The following is an 18,471-nucleotide window of genomic DNA, read 5'->3' as shown; positions in this document are numbered from 1 at the left end:
GTCCCTCGCATCCGTCGCTTGAGCGTCAGATGTCGAGGAACCGCACGTCCTTGGCGTTCTTCTGGATGAAGGAGCGGCGCGACTCGACGTCCTCGCCCATCAGGGTGGCGAAGATCTCGTCCGCGGCGGCCGCGTCGTCGAGCGTCACCTGCAGCAGGGTCCGGGTCTCCGGGTTCATCGTGGTCTCCCAGAGCTCCTGGTAGTCCATCTCGCCGAGACCCTTGTAGCGCTGCACGCCGTTGTCCTTCGGGATGCGCTTGCCGGCCGCGAGCCCGTCGGCCAGGAAGGCGTCGCGCTCCCGGTCGGAGTACACGTACTCGTGCTCGGCGTTCGACCACTTGAGCCGGTAGAGCGGCGGCTGCGCGAGGTACACGTAGCCGAGCTCGATCATCGGGCGCATGTAGCGGAACAGCAGGGTCAGCAGCAGTGTCGTGATGTGCTGGCCGTCCACATCCGCGTCGGCCATGAGCACGATCTTGTGGTAGCGGGCCTTCGCCGGGTCGAAGTCCTCGCCGATTCCGGCGCCGAACGCCGTGATCATCGCCTGCACCTCGTTGTTGCCGAGCGCGCGGTCGAGGCGGGCCTTCTCGACGTTCAGGATCTTGCCGCGGAGCGGCAGGATGGCCTGCGTCTCCGGGTTGCGGCCCTGCACGGCGGAGCCGCCGGCCGAGTCGCCCTCGACGATGAAGATCTCCGACACCGTCGGGTCCTTCGACTGGCAGTCCTTGAGCTTGCCCGGCATGCCGCCGCTCTCGAGGAGCCCCTTGCGGCGTGCGGTCTCGCGAGCCTTGCGCGCCGCGATCCGTGCGGTCGCCGCCTGCAGCGCCTTGCGGATGATCTCCTTGGCCTGGTTCGGGTTGCGGTCGAACCAGTCGCCGAGCTGATCGCCGACCACCTTCTGCACGAAGGCCTTCGCCTCGGTGTTGCCCAGCTTGGTCTTGGTCTGGCCCTCGAACTGCGGCTCGGAGAGCTTCACCGAGATGACCGCGGTCAGACCCTCGCGCACATCGTCGCCGGAGAGGTTGTCGTCCTTGTCCTTGAGGATGCCCTTCTCACGCGCGTACTTGTTGACCAGCGTGGTCAGCGCAGCGCGGAATCCCTCCTCGTGCGTGCCGCCCTCGTGGGTGTTGATTGTGTTCGCGTAGGTGAACACGCTCTCGTTGTAGCTCGTGGTCCACTGCATCGCGACCTCGAGCGCGATCTTGCGCTCGGTGTCCTCGGACTCGAACGAGATGATCTCGTCGTTCACGACCTCCGCCTTCTTGGCGGAGTTGAGGTACTGCACGTAGTCCATCAGGCCGCGCTCGTACAGGAACACGTCGCTGCGGTGGGTGAACTCCTCCTCATCGACCTCGCCCTCCACGGGCTCGATCGCCGGCGGTCGCTCGTCGGTCAGCGCGATGCGCAGGCCCTTGTTGAGGAAGGCCATCTGCTGGAAGCGGGTCCGCAGCGTCTCATAGTCGAACTCGACGGTCTCGAACGTGTCGGGGCTCGGCCAGAACGTGATGATCGTTCCCGTCCGGTCGGACGCCTCGCCCTGCTCGAGCGGCGCCTGCGGCACACCGTTGCGGTAGCTCTGCCGCCAGGCGAAGCCCTGCCGGTGAACCTCGACGTCGAGGCGCGTGGACAGCGCGTTCACCACGGAGCTGCCGACGCCGTGCAGACCGCCGGAGACCGCGTATCCGCCGCCGCCGAACTTGCCTCCGGCGTGCAGGATGGTCAGCACGACCTCGACGGTCGACTTCTTCTCGACCGGGTGCTCGTCGACCGGGATGCCACGGCCGTTGTCATCGACGCGCACAGCGCCGTCAGCCAGGATGGTCACCTCGATGTTGTCCGCGTGACCGGCGAGCGCCTCGTCGACGGAGTTGTCGACGATCTCGTAGACCAGGTGGTGGAGGCCACGGGGACCGGTCGAACCGATGTACATTCCGGGTCGCTTGCGGACGGCTTCGAGACCCTCGAGAACCTGGATCTCATTGGCGCCGTACTCGTGATCTGTCCCGGCCCTGTTCGGTTCCATCGTCATATGAAATTAGGCTCCTGACCGCACTCAACAGTGACCCTCCATTCTACCAAGATCCGGGGGTGAAATGCCCGAGAACGGCCGTCTGACGCATTTTCTGCTGCGCGGCTACCTCTTTTGTGCCCTCAGCCGTAGGTATCGCGCGGGCCACGCCCTGGAATCGACCTGGGGCCTCTTTTCCAGGAGGGGGCGTCCGGCCCTTGAAAACGGATCGACTGGATGTCGGCGGAAGGGAACCGCTCGGCGATGCGCGCGAGCAGTTCGGAGCGCATCATCCGCAGCTGCGTCGCCCACGCGGTGGACTCGCAGCGCACCACCAGCACGCCGTCCGTGATCTGATCCGGGACCGCGTGCTTGGCTGTCTCCTCTCCGGCCAGCTCACGCCAGCCTTCGAGGAGGTCGGACTGCGCCAGGGCGGAGGTCCAGCCCAGCTGCGCGGCCAGCGCATCCACCACGTCGCCGACGCCGTGGGGGTCTCGGCCGGCGCCGAACGGCCGGCTCAGGGATTCGCCCTGCTCGCGCCGCCCGGCACGCTTGCCGCGGGCCGGGGTGCCCGTGAACAGCGACTTGAGCCGCAGGTAGACGGCGGATGCCTCGCTCTGGTGCTCAGGCACCCGGCGCCTCCACGATGGTTCCCGCCTCGATCCGGACGGTGTGCGCGGTGAGCCCTTCGGGGACGTCGTCATAGACCGCGGCTGTGATGAGCACCTGCTCGTAACCCGCTACGGCGGTTGCGAGCATCCGGCGCCGGGCCTGATCGAGCTCGGCGAAGACGTCGTCGAGGATGAGGACGGGATCCCCGGTGGTCGACTCCGCCGCAGCAGCTCGGCCGACGCCAGCTTGAGAGCGAGGGCGAACGACCAGGATTCCCCGTGGCTGGCGTACCCCTTGGCCGGAAGGCCGTTCAGTTCGAAGAGCACGTCATCGCGATGCGGGCCCACGAGCGTGAGGCCGCGCTCGAGCTCCTTGCGCCGCACCGCCGTCAGGGCACGGCGGAACGCTTCGGCCGTCGCGACACCGGATGACCCCGTTACGTCGGCGGCCTCGCTGTCGTCGTCATCGTCCACGTGCGCGCCGAACACCGTGAGTTGCGGCAGCAGCCGGGGGTGGTGGTCGTCGCCGGCGACCGAGCGGTAGGCCGCGACGAGCGGATCGCTCAACCGGCCGACCAGGTCGAGCCGCGCATCCATCAGCTCCGACCCCAGCTGGATGAGCCGCTCGTCCCAGATCTCCAGCGTGCCGAGCTGGTCCTCGCGCACCCGGGAGGCGCGGGCCGACTTGAGCAACGTGTTCCGCTGCTTCAGCACGCGCTCGTAGTCGGCGATCACGGCCGAGAAGCGCGGGTTGCGCTGGATCAGCAGCTGGTCGAGGAACCTCCTGCGGATGCCCGGCTCACCCCGGACCAGCGCCAGATCCTCCGGCGCGAACAGCACGCTGGAGAAGTAGCGCGGCAGCTCGCGCGGCTTGATCGCGGCCCGGTTCACCTGCGCGCGATTGGCCGAACCCCGGTTGAGCTGCACCTCGACCAGGAGTTCACGGCCATCGTGCTGGATGCGGGCCCGCACGATGGCGGCGTCCGCACCCTGGCGGATCATCGCCTGGTCGCTCGACACCCGGTGCGACCCGAGGGTGCTCAGGTAGCCGAGCGACTCGACGAGGTTGGTCTTCCCTGGCCGTTGCGGCCGACGAACAGATTCGCGCCGGCCGCGAACGGCACCTCCGCGGTGCGGTAATTGCGGAAGTCGGTCAGGGAGAGATGTGTGACACGCAAGAAGGTTTCAGTCCACGGCCTTCACGGCGTGGCCGCCGAACTGGTTGCGCAGAGCGGCGACGGCCTTCATCGCCGGCGAGTCCTCCTGGCGCGAGACGAACCGCGCGAAGATCGACGCACTGATCGTGGGCACGGGGACGGCGTTGTTGAGCGCCTCCTCGACGGTCCAGCGACCCTCGCCCGAATCCTGCACGTAACCCTCGATGTGCTCGAACTCCGGGTCCTGCTCGAGCGCGCGGACGAGCAGGTCGAGCAGCCAGGAGCGCACGACCGTGCCGCGCTGCCACGCCTTGAAGGTGCCAGTGACGTCCTTGATGATGTCCTTGCGGGTGTCGAGCAGCTCGTAGCCCTCGGCGTACGCCTGCATCAGCGCGTACTCGATGCCGTTGTGCACCATCTTGGCGTAGTGGCCCGCGCCGACCTCGCCGACGTGCACGAAGCCCTCGTCGCGCGGACCCTCCGGGCGCAGCGCGTCGAAGACGGGAAGGACGCGCTCGACCTGCGCGGCGGATCCGCCGACCATCAGGCCGTAGCCGTTCTCGAGGCCCCAGATGCCGCCCGAGACGCCGACGTCCATGAAGTCCACACCGCGGGGAGCGAGCAGTTCGGCGTGCGCGAAGTCCTCAGTGAACTTCGAGTTGCCGCCGTCGATCACGAGGTCGCCCTTCTCGAGCAGCGGCTCGAGCTCGCGGATGACCGAGTCGGTGATCTCGCCGGCCGGAACCATGACCCAGACGGTGCGGGGCGCGGGCAGCGCGGCGACGAGGTCGGCCACGGTTGCGACGTCCGAGACATCCGGGTTGGTGTCGTAGCCGGTGACGTCGATGCCGTTCTTCTCCAGACGGGCACGCATGTTGTTGCCCATGCGTCCGAGACCGATGAGGCCGATGTGCATGATTGTCCTTCTCTTCTTGTGCTGGCGCCGGGCCTAGCGGAGGAGCAGGTTCGGCTGGAGCAGATACTTGTAGGAGTCTGCGCCGGCCTGATCCTTGGACGTCTGGCTCGTGATGAGCACAGGGCCCGGCTTGTTGGGGTTCTCGGTCTTGGTGAACGAGATGCGCACGAATTCCGAGTGCACCGCCCCGAGACCATCGAGCAGGAACTGCGGCTTCAATGAAACCACCGTCTCCTGGCCAGTGAGAAGAGCGTCGATGCTCTCGGATGCCTGCGCCTGCTCGGAACCGATCGCTTCCAGCGTCAGCCCGTCGGCGGTGAAGGTGTAGCGGAGCGCGGCCTCGCGCTCCAGGACGAGGGCGACTCGGCGGGTCGCCTCGATGAGCTCTGCGGTGTTGATGACCGCGTAGTTGTCGACCTGCTCGGGGAAGAGCCGGCGCACGGGCGGGAAGTTGCCCTTGATCAGCAGCGACGTCACGGTCTTCCGGTCCGCGGTGAACGCGATCAGCTCGCGGTCGTCGCGATTGGTGATCGAGATGGACACGTTGCCGCTGTGGCCGAACGTCTTGCCGATCTCGGTGAGGGTGCGGGCGGGGACGAGCGCGGTGACCGCCTCGCCCGAGGTGGTGCCGTTGTCCCAGTCGATCTCGCGCACGGCGACCCGGTAGCGGTCGGTGGCGACGAGACCGAGCCTGTTGTCGCCGACCTCGAGCTGCACACCGGTGATGACCGGGGTGACATCATCGCGGGATGCGGCGACGCCGACCTGCGCGACCGCTTCGGCGAACTCCTCGGCCGGCACCAGACCTGCCTCACCGCTCACCTGCGGGATGCTCGGGTATTCCTCCACCGGCATGGAGAGGAGGGTGAAGTTGGCCGACCCGGCCCGCACGACGATCTTCGACTCCTCGGTCGAGAAGCGCACGGGCGCGTTCGGGAGCTTGGACGCGATCTCCGCCAGGAGCCGGCCGGAGACGAGCACGCGTCCCGGCTCCTCCACCTCGGCGGCGATCTCGGTCTGCGCGGAGACCTCGTAGTCGAATGACGAGAGCTGGAGTCCGTTCTCCGTGGTCTCGATCAGCACACCGCTCAGGATGGGCAGGGTCGTCCGCTGCGGAAGGAGCTTCACCGCGAAGGAGACGGCCTCGCTGAACACATCCCGATTGGCTTGGAACTTCACGAAGTCACCTCTGTCGGTTCACGGATAACGAACGTCACAAATCCTAGCGCCTGGCCTCCGACGCGGAAGCGGAGAGGGCCTGGGCCCTTGAGGTTGTCGTCCGCCCCCTCTGAGTAAGAGTTAAGAAGTAATCGTGTTAACCGCTGTGGAGAATGTGGATAACTCTGTTGAAGCCAGTCGATCACAGGGAACTACACATCGGTGACTTGTTGATGACCTGAGGATTCCGGTTGTTCACAAGGATCCGGGCGGAAGCCGTCGAGCGACGGGTTTTCACAGGACCGGGTCGGCCGTCCCCATTAACCGTCGAGTTCTCCGGAAGCTGTCCACAGGTTATCCACACGTGTTAATAACGCTTTGTCCCCACTCTGGGGATGGATTTGTGGATAAGTCCTGCGCTAGTGAGCGGCGTGTCTACTTGCCGTAGCGGTGATTCTGCTTGATCCGGCTGGTCAGCTCGGTGACCTGGTTGTAGATCGAGCGCCGCTCCTTCATGAGCTCGCTGATCTTCTTGTTGGCGTACATCACGGTGGTGTGGTCGCGGCCGCCGAACAGCTGACCGATCTTCGGCAGCGACAGGTTCGTGAGTTCACGGCACAGATACATCGCGATCTGGCGCGCGGTGGCCACCGCCTGCGACCGGCTCGACCCGTAGAGGTCGTCCACACTGAGCTTGAAGTACTCCGCCGTGTTCGTGATGATGTCGGTCGGCGCGATGACGTTGTCGTCGTCGAGCGTGATGAGGTCCTTGAGCACCGTCTGCACGAGGGGCATGTCGACCGGCGTCCGGTTGAGGCTGGCGAAGGCGGTGACGCGGATGAGCGTCCCCTCCAGCTCGCGGATGTTGCTCGACACCTTCGACGCCATGAACTCCAGGATGTCGTCCGGCACCTGGATCTTCTCGCTCTGCGCCTTCTTGCGGAGGATCGCGATGCGGGTCTCGAGGTCGGGCACCTGGACGTCGGTGATGAGGCCCCACTCGAAGCGGGACCGCATGCGGTCCTCGAAGCCGGTGAGGTGCTTCGGCGGCAGGTCGGAGGTGATGACCACCTGCTTGTTGTGGTCGTGGAGGGTGTTGAAGGTGTGGAAGAACGCCTCCTGCGTCTCGACGGCCCTCTGCAGGAACTGGATGTCGTCGATCAGGAGGATGTCGATGTTGCGGTACCGCGCCTGAAAAGAGGAGCCGCGGTTGTTCGCGATCGAGTTGATGAAGTCGTTGGTGAACTCTTCGGACGAGACGTAGCGGACGCGGATCCCCGGGTAGAGGCTCATCGCGTAGTGACCGATCGCGTGCAGCAGGTGCGTCTTGCCGAGCCCCGAGTCGCCGTAGATGAAGAGCGGGTTGTATGCCTTGGCCGGGGCCTCGGCCACCGCGACGGCGGCGGCGTGGGCGAAGCGGTTGGACTGGCCGATGACGAAGTTGTCGAAGCTGTACTTGGCGTTGAGCCGGGTGTCGCCCCCGCGGGGCGGCGCGGTGATCTCCGTGGTCGCGCCGACCACGGGCGGGGTGACCTGCTCGACGTACGCTGCGGGGGTCGCCGGTCCTTCGGGGTCGGAAGCCGGGCCGGCCATCGTCTCCTGCTGGATCTCCGGATTGACGACGATGGCGAAGGTATTGACCGCGAGCGTCTCGTCGAGACCGCCGATCGCGTTCAGGAGCGGGAGCCGGCTGCGCTGCTCGATCATCCCGCGGGTGAACTCGTTGGGCACCTCCAGGTAGAAGGTGCCGGCCATGATGCCTTTGGGTTCGACGAGGCTGAGGAATCCATACAGCTGCGGGGTGATCCGATCGTCCGTCTCGAGCTTGCCGAGCACGTCCTGCCACGCCGCAGCTATGGGCTCTTCGCTGCCTGCCATCGTTCCCCGTCTTCGTCTGTGTTGCGGATGCCGTCAGCCCGACGTGGAGACGGAGTCGCCCCCGGTGACTCTCGTCGGGATGGCGGCTTCCGATGCCGCCGGTGGGTATTCACAGAGTTATCCACCGCTGTGTGAGAAATACCGTAGCGATCTCCGGCCAGAATTGGCATGGCCTGGGGATAACTTTCGACCTCACGGTAACTTGTCCACAGAACGTCGATCAAATCCGATCCGGGGAATACGACGGCGCGTCGAACATCGGTTCCCTGCCAATACCATGCATAATCAGTGGATTTGAGTCGATCGGTTTGACCTCGTCCGTACCGAGGCCGTAGTTTTAATCAGTTGACTTGCAGCCGTTTCGGCTGCCCTCAAACTTTCCCGGTCTCGCGGCGCCGTTCCTCACGGTTCGGCGCGGGCCGGTGAAGAGACCACCACGGAGATTGATATGAGCAAGAGAACGTTCCAGCCGAACAACCGCAAGCGCGCGAAGACCCACGGCTTCCGCCTCCGTATGCGCACGCGTGCCGGTCGTGCCATCCTCTCGGCGCGCCGCAGCAAGGGCCGCACGAAGCTCTCGGCCTGATCCTTCGCCGGCAGAGGGCCATCCGGTGCTCGCCAAAGCCAATCGCATCACGCGGGGGCGGACTACCGGGCCACGGTGAGACGAGGCGCCCGCTTCACAGGAGCGGTCACCATCACGTCCATCCGCCCGAACGCCGACTCCGACGTGGTGCGATTCGGCTTTATCGTGAGCAAGTCGGTCGGCAACGCGGTCACGCGGAATCGGGTAAGGCGTCGTCTGAAGGCGGCCGCCTACGACCTGCTCCCCGGTTCGCGGCCATCGCCTCGGGCGACAGCGGGCTGGATGTGGTGGTGCGCGCATTGCCAGCCTCCGTTCAAGCACCGTGGGCTAGCCTGCACGAAGAGCTCCTCCGGGCCTCGAACCGTTTCTCCAGCCGCACTCAGACCGCCAAGGGCAGCGTCCGTTCATGAACACCGCGATCGCAGCAGTGCTCCTCGCGCCGCGGAGCGCCGCGGTGCTGGTGCTGCGCGCGTATCGTGCGGTCATCTCGCCGCTCTACGGTGACGTCTGCCGCTACTACCCGTCGTGCTCGGCGTACACGCTGCAGGCCATCCAGCAGCACGGAGTGGTGGTCGGCTCGGTGCTCGGGATCCGGCGCATCGCCCGTTGCCACCCCTGGGCGGCCGGTGGGGTCGACGACGTCCCCCCGGCGAAGAAGCCGCGCTACCGGGTGACGCCCTTCGGGTTCGTCGTCGCCTCCAGTTCGAACAGCCTCATCGGCCACGGAAAGGCCTAGCCACAACACATGGACATCATCGGTACCATCCTCTGGCCCATCAAGTGGGTCGTGGAGCTGATCCTGGTCGCCTTCCACTGGCTGTTCACCCAGATGGGCCTCGACCCGGCCGCCGGCCTCACCTGGGTGCTCGCGATCATCGGCTTGACGGTCGTCGTCCGGGCGGCGCTCATCCCGATCTTCGTCCGTCAGATCAAGAACCAGCGGCGGATGCTCGAGATCGCGCCGCAGCTGAAGAAGATCCAGGACAAGTACAAGGGCAAGAAGGACCAGTTCTCGCGTGAGGCCATGTCGCGCGAGACGATGGAGCTGTACAAGAAGACGGGAACGAACCCGCTCAGCTCGTGCCTCCCCTCTTGCTTCAGATGCCGGTGTTCTTCTCGCTCTTCCAGGTGCTGAACGGCGCCCAGAGCGGGAAGGCGGGCGTCGGCCCCCTGAACGAGCAGCTCGCGCTGCAGTTCGGAAACGCCACGCTGTTCGGCGTCGCTCCCCTGCACCAGAGCTTCCAGGGCGCAATGAACGCCCACCCGCCGCAGGTCGCGGTCATGGTGATAGCGGCTGTTATGGTTGTTCTGATGACCGGGTCGCAGTTCCTGACCCAGCTGCAGATCGTCTCGAAGAACATGTCGCCCGAGACAAAGGCGAGCCCGCAGTTCAAGCAGCAGCGCATCCTGCTGTACCTGCTCCCCTTCGTCTTCCTCTTCTCCGGCTTCGCCTTCCCGCTCGGCGTGATGTTCTACTGGCTGACCTCGAACCTGTGGACCATGGGTCAGCAGTTCCTCGTCATCCGCAACATGCCGACCCCGGGGTCGGACGCGGCCAAGGCCCGCGAGGCGCGCCTCGCCAAGAAGGGCAAGCTGGTCCAGGCCGATGGATCGACGGTGCTGACCGTCGAGGAGCAGCCCAAGAAGCAGCCGACGCAGCGCGTTCAGCCCGTGAGCAAGACGCGTGCGAAGAAGCAAGCCGGAAAGTAGTGAGGGATTTCGAACCGATGACCGACGTGCAGACCTCCTCCCTGAGCCGGCGGAGCTCTCCGAGAACGAGGCCGTGGAGTCCGTGACCGGCGAGGCCACGCCCGCTGACCTCGACCGCGAGGGCGACATCGCTGCCGACTACATCGAGGAGCTCCTCGACATCGCCGACATCGATGGCGACATCGACATCGACACCCGCAACGGGCGGGCTTACATCTCCGTGAATGCGGAGGACGGTTCGAACCTGTCGCTGCTGGCCAAGGCGGACACCGTCGCCGCGTTGCAGGAGCTGACCCGGCTTGCGGTTCAGAACCAGACCGGCGGGTACTCGCGCCTGATCCTCGACATCGCCGGATCGCGTGAGGCCCGTCAGGCTGAGCTGGGCAGCCTCGTCGAGCGCGCGATCGCACGACTCGAGGAAGGCGCAGCCGAGGCAGCACTCCCCCGATGTCGTCGTACGAGCGCAAGCTGGTGCACGACATCGTCTCCGAGCGCGGATTCGTCTCCACCTCGCGGGGCGAGGGTCGCGACCGGTACACGGTCATCACCGCGGCCTGAGTTTCACGTGAAACTGTGACTGCTGTCGAATCCGAGCCGAGCGCAGCGGCTGGGCTGTTCGGCGATCGGATCCTGCTCGCCCGCCGCTTCACCGAGTCCCTGGCGGCGCAGGGGAAGAGCGCGGACTCATCGGTCCGCTCGAACTCCCCCGACTCTGGTCGCGCCACATCCTGAACTGTGGGATCGTCGCTCCCCTGCTGAGCCCGGGCGTCGTCGGGGATGTGGGAAGTGGCGCGGGCCTGCCGGGTCTCGTTCTCGCCATCGCCCGCCCGGATGTCTCGTTCATCCTCATCGAGCCGATGGAACGCCGGATCGCCTGGCTCCAGGAGCAGGTGGACGAGCTCGGGCTGGACAACGTCACGGTGGTTCGGGCCCGCGCCGAGGAGGTTCGGCTGGATGCTCGGCTGGACCAGGTGACCGCTCGCGCGGTCAGCGCGTTCCGCAAGCTGCTCCCCCTCACCGCTCCCCTCCTCCGTGATGGCGGCGAGCTGGTGTTGATGAAGGGCGCCGGCGCGCCCGCCGAGGTGGAGGCGGCGGCTAAGGAGATCCGGAAATTCCAGGTGCACGACATCGAGGTTCTGACCCTCGGTGAAGGCGTTCTGACCGAGGTCACCAGGGTCATCCGAGCCACGGTTCGCTGATCCCGCGGCGGCCTTTCCGCCCGGAGAATCCGCCTGGTACACGGGAAGCGGATGCTTCGCGTGCGAGAGCGGGATCCTAAGCGCGTCGTGCCGACGTCTGCGCGTCCAGAAGCGCGCCCGTGAAGCAGGCAGGTTCGTGGATTCGGCGTGCCGACACGTCGAATCCAGGTGTCATCGCGGTTCGGTGGTCCGCTACGCGTGCGTGTTCCTGCGACTTCGCACCGCATGGTCGAAGGATGCAGGGACGCCGCATCTCTGACGATCGTCCTCAGACTGCGAGGTGCACGGTGGCGGCGGACGTGTCGCCCGGTACGGTGACGCCGTCGCGGGGACGCGAGAGACGAAGTGCTCCTCCTCCGCGCGACGTCCGGGTGCAGGAAGCTTGCTGTCAATGCGCGCCGACCTCACTGCGGACGGTGATAGTGCGAGGATCGCGTGTTCCCGCGATCCGTCCCGACGCCGTACTGTCGGCCGCACTGGCCACGGTCAGAGCCCTCGGATCGACCGCCGGATGACGACCGGCTCGACTGGGCGCTGGCGCGATTTCGCCGAAGGGCCAGCCGACCGAGTCATCATCGGTGAGCGCACGACCCACTCATGTTTCGTTTCACGTGAAAACGGGATAGTTCAGCGCGGCGCGAGTCGTGGACCGGCCCGAGTAGGAGCACGGCTCGCATCGGGGCGGGCAGAGTTGCCAGCAGTCAGCCGCGATACCTTTCACCCCCTCCCCGACCAAGCCCACGGGACGGGCAGTCACAAGGCCAGAACCTCAGATCTGGCACGTGCCGCGATCCCGGTGAGCTGGGAAGGCCCGATCGTATGTCGGTGGGCTCCATCTGCGGCCAGATTCAGTCGACACCGCGAGTCTCCTCATCCAACGCCCGTTTCACGTGAAACGTCCGCCGCCAGCGCCTGGCTATAACGTCCTTCACGAGACGTTTCGAATCACCCTCCGTCGCGCGTGACCGATGAGCTGGCGGAGGAGGTCAAAATTGCGTGCGGCCGCCGGGAAGAGAGCCGGCTCCAACAGAGTCGCGGGCCGTTCGCGGACGAGTGGACACGACTCGGCCAATCCCCTGCCTTGACGGCGGTCTCCCGAGATAGACGCGTGGCGCGTGCAGGGCTGCTGCACAGGCCCCGGGGGCGACCGGGGCTCGGTGTCCGTCTGTCCAGGTGACGCTTCCTGGCCGTCCGACTTGCCAGCGCGGAGGACCACTGCCGGCATCAACTCAGGTGCCGGGCGATTTCCGGTTCGTGGGCAGGTGACCCCGGGCGGGGCGCCGTTTCACGTGAAACGCGCCGTCATTCCCATCCGCCGCACCGCCGTTCGACTCGGGTGACGACATCGCGCGCGGCGCGGCCGGATGTGTCAGCGGGGCGAGTTAGAGTTGAACATCGGGTGCGCTGCGGGTGTGCCGAACGACCGACGAAGAGCCGGTGCGAAGCACCAAGGAGCGACGAGGTTTCACGTGAAACAACCCCACCAGGACGAGCGCGGCGGAGTAGGTGAGATCGAGAGCGATATGGAGTCCGAGACCCCAGAGGCGACGTTCGATGTCAGCACTCCCCTAGCCAAAGAGATCCAGGATCTCGCGCGCCGCCGCCAGGCGATCGCGGCGACGACGCTTCCCCTCCTCCCGTACCAGGATCTTCACGATCTCGAACCAGAAGGGTGGCGTCGGCAAGACGACGACCGTCGTCAACCTCAGCGCTGCGCTCGCCAAGTCGGGCGCTCGCGTGCTGGTCATCGACCTCGATCCGCAGGGGAATGCATCCACCGCCCTGAGCGTCGAGCACCGGGAGGGAGCGCCGAGCGTCTACGACGTCGTCGTCAACGACCGCGAGATGGAAGAGGTCATCCAGAAGAGCCCCGAATTCGACGGCCTCTTCGTCATCCCCGCGACCATCGACCTGGCCGGCGCCGAGATCGAGCTCGTCTCGATGGTCGCGCGCGAGCAGCAGCTCTCCCGGGCGCTGGGCCGCTTCCTCGATGAGTACGACATCGACTACGTCCTCATCGACTGCCCCCCGTCGCTCGGGCTCCTCACGATCAACGCCTTCGTGGCTGCGACGGAGGTGCTCATCCCCATCCAGTGCGAGTACTACGCGCTGGAGGGGCTGAGCCAGCTGCTGAAGAACATCCAGCTGATCGAGCGACACCTGAACCCGAAGCTCCGCGTCTCCACGATCCTGCTGACCATGTACGACTCGCGCACCAACCTGGCGCACCAGGTTGCCGCGGATGTGCGCGAGCACTTCCCCAACGAGGTCCTGGAGACGATCATCCCCCGGTCCGTTCGCATCTCGGAGGCTCCGAGCTACGGACAGAGCGTTATCAGCTACGACACCAACTCGAGTGGATCCCTCTCCTACATGGAGGCGGCCGCTGAAATCGCACGCAGAGGAGTACCCCGCTAATGGCAGCGAAGCGCACCGGGCTGGGCCGAGGGATCGGCGCACTCATCCCGACCAGTGACCAGTCGAGCCGTCCGGTCGACGTGTTCTTCCCCGACAACTCCGCCTCCCTCGGCGGGAGCAGCGTGGCGGTCGCGGAGCGGCCGGACGATCTCATCGCAGTCCCCGGCGCCCGCCTCGCCAGCCTCTCCCCCGACGACATCGTCCCGAACCGCGCGCAGCCGCGAGTGGAGTTCGATCGGGAGGCGCTGGATGAGCTGGTCGCCAGCATCCGCGAGGTCGGCGTGCTGCAGCCCGTCGTCGTGCGTCCACTGCCCGACGAGCCCGGACGGTACGAGCTCATCATGGGCGAGCGTCGCCTGCGCGCGACGAAGGAGCTCGGGCTCGACACCATCCCCGCGGTCGTCAAGGACACCGCCGACGAGGACATGCTCCGGGATGCGCTCCTCGAGAACCTGCACCGCAGCCAGCTGAACCCACTGGAGGAGGCGTCCGCCTACCAGCAGCTGCTCGCGGACTTCGGCATCACGCAGGAGGAACTCGCCAACCGCATCGGCCGCTCGCGCCCGCAGATCACCAACACGATCCGGCTGCTCAAGCTGCCGGCCGTGGTTCAGGGGCAGGTTGCCGCCGGCGTGCTCAGCGCGGGGCACGCCCGCGCCATCCTGTCGCTCGGTGACGACCACGAGGCGATGATCCGGCTCGCCGACAAGATCATCAACGAAGATCTCTCCGTGCGCCAGGCGGAGGCCGCCGCGAGCAAGACCCCGAAGCCGGCGCGCACGAAGGCCACCGCCGGACGCCATCGGGGTCACCTCGACGAGATCGCGGGGACCCTCGGCGACCGCCTCAACACGCGGGTGAAGATCACCCTGGGCGCAAGAAAAGGCCAGATCGTAGTGGATTTCGCCACGATCCAGGATCTCAATCGCATCCTGGACGAGCTGGGGCAGCCGAGCTATAGCTGAGGCACCATCCCCGACGCCGGCGCCACTCCCTCAGGCGTCGGCGATCGCCGCGAGGGCCAGCGCGGCGTAGACGTCGCCCGGCTCCTGGCCCGAGGCCGTGATCGCCTGCGGCATGATCGAGGTCTCGGTGAGCCCGGGAAGCACGTTCGCCTCGAGGAACCACGGCGTTCCCGCGGCGTCCACGATCAGGTCGATCCGGGAGAGATGCCGCAGGCCCAGCGCGATGTGGGCGGTCGTCGCCGCCTCGGCAACGGCTGACCGGACCTGCTCGTCAAGCCGGGCCGGCACGTAGAACCGGGTCTCCCCCGCGTTGTACCGTGCGTCGAACGAGTACACGCCGTCGACCGGCTCGATCTCGACCGCCGGCAGCGCGGCGGGTCCATCGCCGGTGTCCACCACGGCGACCGATACCTCGACGCCCTCGACCTTGCGTTCGATCAGAGCCACGTCCGAGTAGGTGTAGGCGTCGACCATGGCACGAGGGAGCTCCTCCGTTGTCGCGACGATGGTCACTCCCTGGGCCGACCCTCCCTGTGCGGGCTTGACCACCAGCGGCAGGTCCAGTCCCTTGAGCACCGTCTGGAGAACGCTCCCGGCACCGAGCTCGCGGAACGTCTCCTGCGGCAGGGTGACCGAAGCGGGCGTGGAGACGCCGGCGCGCTCGACGATCGTCTTGGCCGTCGGCTTGGACCAGGCCAGCCGGGAAGCGTCGGCGTGCGAGCCGACGAAAGGCACGCCGGTCAGCTCCAGGAGCCCCGGAGGGCGCCGTCCTCCCCGCTCGCGCCGTGCAGCGCAGGCCACACCACGTCCGGTCGTGACTCGTCGAGAAACCCCAGCAGCGAGCCGTCCGGGTCGCGCAGGGAGACGCGGTGTCCGACGCTGTTCAGTCCGTCCGCCACCCGGCGGCCGCTGCGCAGCGAGATGTCGCGCTCGTGCGAGATACCGCCAGCGAGAACGACGATGTCCAATGCTTCTTTTTGGGCCATGATCAGGGCTTTCTCGTCTAGCGAAGGTCGGTTGGCGGGTTGGCGCTCGTGCGGCTGGCTCGCGGGGAGGCATCCAGCGGACCGGTGCCGGCGAAGGTCTCCAGCAGGTCGGTTTCGCCGCCGATCACGTTCGCCAGTCGCCGTACACCCACGCGGATGTTCTCGGGCGTGGGGTAGCAGAACGAGAGGCGGATGTTCTGTGCGCCGGAACCATCGCCGTAGAAGGCGGTGCCCGGGGTGTACGCGACCAGCTCCGTCACCGCGCGCGGAAGCATGGCCTTCGAGTCGAGATGGGGCGGGAGGGTGACCCAGACGTAGAAGCCGCCGTTCGGATCGGTCCAGCTGAGTTCCGGCAGGTGCTCGGCGAGCGCCGACACCATGGCCTCCTTGCGTTCGCGGTACACGCCGCGGAAGGTGTCGATCTGACCCTTCCAGTCGGCGTTTCGGAGGTACTCCGAGATCACCAGCTGGCTGAATGAGCTGGGGCTGAGCACGGCGGCCTCGTTGGCGAGGATCAGCTTCTCGCGGATGGCATGCGGCGCGAGCGCCCATCCCACCCGGAAACCGGGGGCCAGCGTCTTCGAGAAGGTGCCGAGGTACACGACGCCGTCCTTCTCGACCGACCGCATGGCCGCGGGCGGCTTCTGGTCGAAGTAGAGCAGCCCGTACGGGTTGTCCTCGAGCACCAGGATGTCGTTCTGGCGAGCGATCTCGAGGATCTCGAGCCGCCGCTCCCAGGTGAGGGTCACGCCGGCCGGGTTGTGGAACGTGGGCACCGTGTAGAGGAACTTGACCGAGCGCCCGGCCGCCTTCAGCCGCGCGATGTGCTCGCGCAGTGCCTCCGGGATGAGGCCGTGCTCGTCCATCGGGACGTGGTCGACCTCGGCCTGATACGACTTGAAGATCACCATGGCCGTGACGTAGCTCGGCCCCTCGGCGAGCACCACATCCCCCGGGTCGATGAAGAGCTTGCTGAACAGCTCGAGTGCGTGCTGGGATCCGGTGGTGATGACCACGTCGTCGGCGCTGCCGCTGATGCCCTCCAGTGCCATGACCTCGAGGATCTGCTCGCGCAGGGCCGGAACACCCTGACCGGAGCCGTACTGGAGCGCCATCGCGCCCTGCTCGCGCATGACCCGGCCCATGGCGCCCACGACGAGATCCTCCGGAAGGGCGGAGACGAACGGCATGCCGCCGGCCAGCGAGACCACCTCGGGGCGGCTGGCGACGGCGAACAGGGCTCGGACCTCACTGGCGGCCAGGCCGCTGGTGCGCTGCGCGTAGTGGTTGTACCACGGGTCCAGATTGTTGCCCCGCTGCTGCGGGGTCCCCTGTTCGATCACGTGTGGGTTCCGTTTCTCTGCCGTTCAGCAATGCTATGGGGGTGGCGCACCGGCGGGAAAATCGATGACGGTCACCGGGTACGAAAAAGACCCGCCCGGCGGGTGAGCGCCGGACGGGTCTGGAAGAGGACGGGTCGCGCTACGCGAGGTAGGCGGCGAGGTCGGCCTCGAGGGCGGGCTTCGGCTTGGCGCCGATGACGGTCTTGACGACCTCGCCACCCTGGTAGACCTTCATCGCGGGGATGGAGGTGATCTGGTACTTTGCAGCGGTCTGCGGGTTCTCGTCGACGTTGAGCTTGACGATCTCGATCTTGTCGGCGTGCTCGGAGGCGATCTGGTCGAGGATCGGGCCGACGGCGCGACACGGGCCGCACCACTCAGCCCAGAAGTCCACGAGGATGGTCTTCTCGCTGTTGAGGACGTCCTGCTCGAAGCTGGCGTCCGTAACCGAACGTGCTGCTGACATTTTTCTGTTTCTCCTTATGCGGTGGTCGTGAGTTCGAGATCACCCGACGCGCCATCCGCTGCACTGTCGAGCAAATCCTGGGGAGCGTCGTGAGGTAGTGCTCCGCGTCGAGGGCGGCGACCGTTCCGGACGCTGCGGCGGTGACCGCCTGGCGGTAGGTCGGGTCGATGACGTCGCCCGCGGCGAAGACGCCCGGCAGGTTGGTCTTCGAGCTACGGCCGTCGACGGCGATGGTGCCCTCCGCGGTCAGGTCGAGCTGCCCGTGGATGAGGTGGACGCGCGGGTCGTTGCCGATCGCGATGAAGAGGCCCTGCAGGTGCAGCTCGCTCTCCTCGCCGGTGACGAGGTTGCGCAGCTTCACATCCTGGACCTGCTCGTCGCCGCCGATGCCGATGACCTCCGAGTTCCAGATGAACTCGATCTTGTCGTTGGCGAAGGCTCGCTCCTGCATGATCTTGGAGGCGCGGAGGCTGTCGCGACGGTGGATCACGTACACCTTGTCGGCGAAGCGGGTGAGGAAGGTGGCCTCCTCCATCGCCGAGTCGCCGCCGCCCACGACCGCGATCGTGCGCTGGCGGAAGAAGAATCCGTCACACGTGGCGCACCAGGAGACGCCGTGGCCGGACAGGCGCTCCTCGTCGGCCAGGCCCAGCTTGCGGTACGCCGATCCCGTCGCGAAGATCACCGCGAGAGCCTCGTGCACGGCGCCCGAGCCGAGGGTCACCTTCTTGACCTCGCCCGTCAGATCGACTGACACGACGTCGTCGAGCACGATCTCAGTGCCGAACTTCTCGGCCTGCGCCTGCATCTTGAACATGAGGTCCGGGCCCATGACGGCCTCGGGGAAGCCGGGGAAGTTCTCGACCTCGGTCGTGTTCATCAGCTCGCCGCCCGCCTCGACGGAGGAGGCGATCAGCAGCGGCTTGAGGTTGGCGCGGGCCGCATAGACGGCCGCGGTGTAACCGGCAGGGCCGGAACCGATGATGATGATCTGCCGCACGGCGGAACTCCTTGACCTGTCACGACGCCTTCGTCTGGAGGCGTCGACCTGTAGAACACATCCTAGGCGG

Annotated in this window: 12 protein-coding genes and 6 pseudogenes; 8 read left to right on the top strand and 10 right to left on the bottom strand. The window is 66.6% G+C overall.

Annotated features, from left to right (window positions below):
* Window positions 1-25: 25 nt before the first annotated feature.
* The 6 genes and pseudogenes from gyrB to dnaA all read right to left on the bottom strand — a co-directional run bounded on the left by gyrB (window position 26) and on the right by dnaA (window position 7,728).
* Window positions 26-2,029 (bottom strand): DNA topoisomerase (ATP-hydrolyzing) subunit B, encoded by a 2,004-nt coding sequence (gene gyrB / locus ACRAWC_RS23635; RefSeq protein WP_431246139.1) that lies wholly within the window; start codon window positions 2,027-2,029, stop codon window positions 26-28.
* Window positions 2,030-2,151: 122 nt separating this feature from the next.
* Complete coding sequence (locus ACRAWC_RS23630) at window positions 2,152-2,640, bottom strand: DUF721 domain-containing protein (RefSeq protein WP_431219583.1); 489 nt, start codon at window positions 2,638-2,640, stop codon at window positions 2,152-2,154.
* A pseudogene (gene recF, locus ACRAWC_RS23625) lies at window positions 2,633-3,797 on the bottom strand (DNA replication/repair protein RecF). Before recF ends, ACRAWC_RS23630 begins: the two are co-directional and overlap by 8 nt.
* 7 nt (window positions 3,798-3,804) lie before the next feature.
* The gene (gnd, locus tag ACRAWC_RS23620) at window positions 3,805-4,692 is read right to left on the bottom strand and encodes a phosphogluconate dehydrogenase (NAD(+)-dependent, decarboxylating) (RefSeq protein ID WP_431219581.1); all 888 of its coding nucleotides are present in this window, start codon (window positions 4,690-4,692) and stop codon (window positions 3,805-3,807) included.
* Window positions 4,693-4,725: 33 nt separating this feature from the next.
* On the bottom strand, window positions 4,726-5,871 hold the full coding sequence (dnaN, locus tag ACRAWC_RS23615) for a DNA polymerase III subunit beta (protein WP_431246137.1): 1,146 nt from the start codon (window positions 5,869-5,871) through the stop codon (window positions 4,726-4,728).
* Between the two features lie 414 nt (window positions 5,872-6,285).
* On the bottom strand, window positions 6,286-7,728 hold the full coding sequence (gene dnaA, locus ACRAWC_RS23610) for a chromosomal replication initiator protein DnaA (protein ID WP_431349811.1): 1,443 nt from the start codon (window positions 7,726-7,728) through the stop codon (window positions 6,286-6,288).
* A gap of 448 nt (window positions 7,729-8,176) precedes the next feature.
* Between dnaA and rpmH the strand changes: the two genes are divergently transcribed.
* The 8 genes and pseudogenes from rpmH to ACRAWC_RS23570 all read left to right on the top strand — a co-directional run bounded on the left by rpmH (window position 8,177) and on the right by ACRAWC_RS23570 (window position 14,606).
* Entirely contained in the window at window positions 8,177-8,314 is a 138-nt protein-coding gene (gene rpmH, locus ACRAWC_RS23605; protein WP_064110460.1) for a 50S ribosomal protein L34, read from the top strand.
* A gap of 75 nt (window positions 8,315-8,389) precedes the next feature.
* Window positions 8,390-8,818 carry a ribonuclease P protein component gene (locus tag ACRAWC_RS23600; RefSeq protein ID WP_431349810.1) on the top strand — a complete coding sequence of 143 codons (429 nt, stop codon included), beginning with the start codon at window positions 8,390-8,392 and terminating at the stop codon, window positions 8,816-8,818.
* Window positions 8,721-9,050 (top strand): membrane protein insertion efficiency factor YidD, encoded by a 330-nt coding sequence (yidD, locus tag ACRAWC_RS23595; protein WP_431349809.1) that lies wholly within the window; start codon window positions 8,721-8,723, stop codon window positions 9,048-9,050. Before ACRAWC_RS23600 ends, yidD begins: the two co-directional genes overlap by 98 nt.
* Window positions 9,051-9,059: 9 nt before the next feature.
* Window positions 9,060-10,024: pseudogene (yidC, locus tag ACRAWC_RS23590) on the top strand (membrane protein insertase YidC).
* Between the two features lie 73 nt (window positions 10,025-10,097).
* Window positions 10,098-10,582 (top strand): annotated as a pseudogene (locus ACRAWC_RS23585) (protein jag).
* 15 nt (window positions 10,583-10,597) lie between these two features.
* Window positions 10,598-11,223 (top strand): annotated as a pseudogene (rsmG, locus tag ACRAWC_RS23580) (16S rRNA (guanine(527)-N(7))-methyltransferase RsmG).
* Window positions 11,224-12,746: 1,523 nt separating this feature from the next.
* Window positions 12,747-13,641: pseudogene (locus tag ACRAWC_RS23575) on the top strand (ParA family protein).
* Window positions 13,641-14,606 (top strand): ParB/RepB/Spo0J family partition protein, encoded by a 966-nt coding sequence (locus ACRAWC_RS23570; protein WP_431349808.1) that lies wholly within the window; start codon window positions 13,641-13,643, stop codon window positions 14,604-14,606. The pseudogene ACRAWC_RS23575 and the gene ACRAWC_RS23570 overlap by 1 nt, the downstream one beginning before the upstream one ends.
* A 30-nt stretch (window positions 14,607-14,636) precedes the next feature.
* Here the strand turns inward: ACRAWC_RS23570 and ACRAWC_RS23565 are convergent.
* From ACRAWC_RS23565 to trxB, 4 genes and pseudogenes are all read right to left on the bottom strand, one after another.
* Window positions 14,637-15,592, bottom strand: a pseudogene (locus ACRAWC_RS23565) (D-alanine--D-alanine ligase family protein).
* Between the two features lie 17 nt (window positions 15,593-15,609).
* Window positions 15,610-16,935 carry a PLP-dependent aminotransferase family protein gene (locus ACRAWC_RS23560; protein ID WP_431246131.1) on the bottom strand — a complete coding sequence of 442 codons (1,326 nt, stop codon included), beginning with the start codon at window positions 16,933-16,935 and terminating at the stop codon, window positions 15,610-15,612.
* 139 nt (window positions 16,936-17,074) lie between these two features.
* Window positions 17,075-17,401 (bottom strand): thioredoxin, encoded by a 327-nt coding sequence (gene trxA / locus ACRAWC_RS23555; protein ID WP_089916071.1) that lies wholly within the window; start codon window positions 17,399-17,401, stop codon window positions 17,075-17,077.
* Window positions 17,313-18,401 (bottom strand): thioredoxin-disulfide reductase, encoded by a 1,089-nt coding sequence (gene trxB / locus ACRAWC_RS23550; protein WP_431349807.1) that lies wholly within the window; start codon window positions 18,399-18,401, stop codon window positions 17,313-17,315. The genes trxA and trxB overlap by 89 nt, the downstream gene beginning before the upstream one ends.
* Between the last annotated feature and the right edge of the window lie 70 nt (window positions 18,402-18,471).

Source organism: Leifsonia sp. L25, assembly GCF_050632895.1.
This window is presented reverse-complemented; position numbering and strand designations above follow the sequence as displayed.

Excerpts from the sequence above, each read along its gene's own strand:
- gyrB (WP_431246139.1), bottom strand. The coding sequence starts at position 2,029 with ATGACGATGGAACCGAACAGGGCCGGGACAGATCACGAGTACGGCGCC.
- gnd (WP_431219581.1), bottom strand. The coding sequence starts at position 4,692 with ATGCACATCGGCCTCATCGGTCTCGGACGCATGGGCAACAACATGCGT.
- trxA (WP_089916071.1), bottom strand. The coding sequence starts at position 17,401 with ATGTCAGCAGCACGTTCGGTTACGGACGCCAGCTTCGAGCAGGACGTC.
- yidD (WP_431349809.1), top strand. The coding sequence starts at position 8,721 with ATGAACACCGCGATCGCAGCAGTGCTCCTCGCGCCGCGGAGCGCCGCG.
- ACRAWC_RS23570 (WP_431349808.1), top strand. The coding sequence starts at position 13,641 with ATGGCAGCGAAGCGCACCGGGCTGGGCCGAGGGATCGGCGCACTCATC.
- rpmH (WP_064110460.1), top strand. The coding sequence starts at position 8,177 with ATGAGCAAGAGAACGTTCCAGCCGAACAACCGCAAGCGCGCGAAGACC.
- dnaA (WP_431349811.1), bottom strand. The coding sequence starts at position 7,728 with ATGGCAGGCAGCGAAGAGCCCATAGCTGCGGCGTGGCAGGACGTGCTC.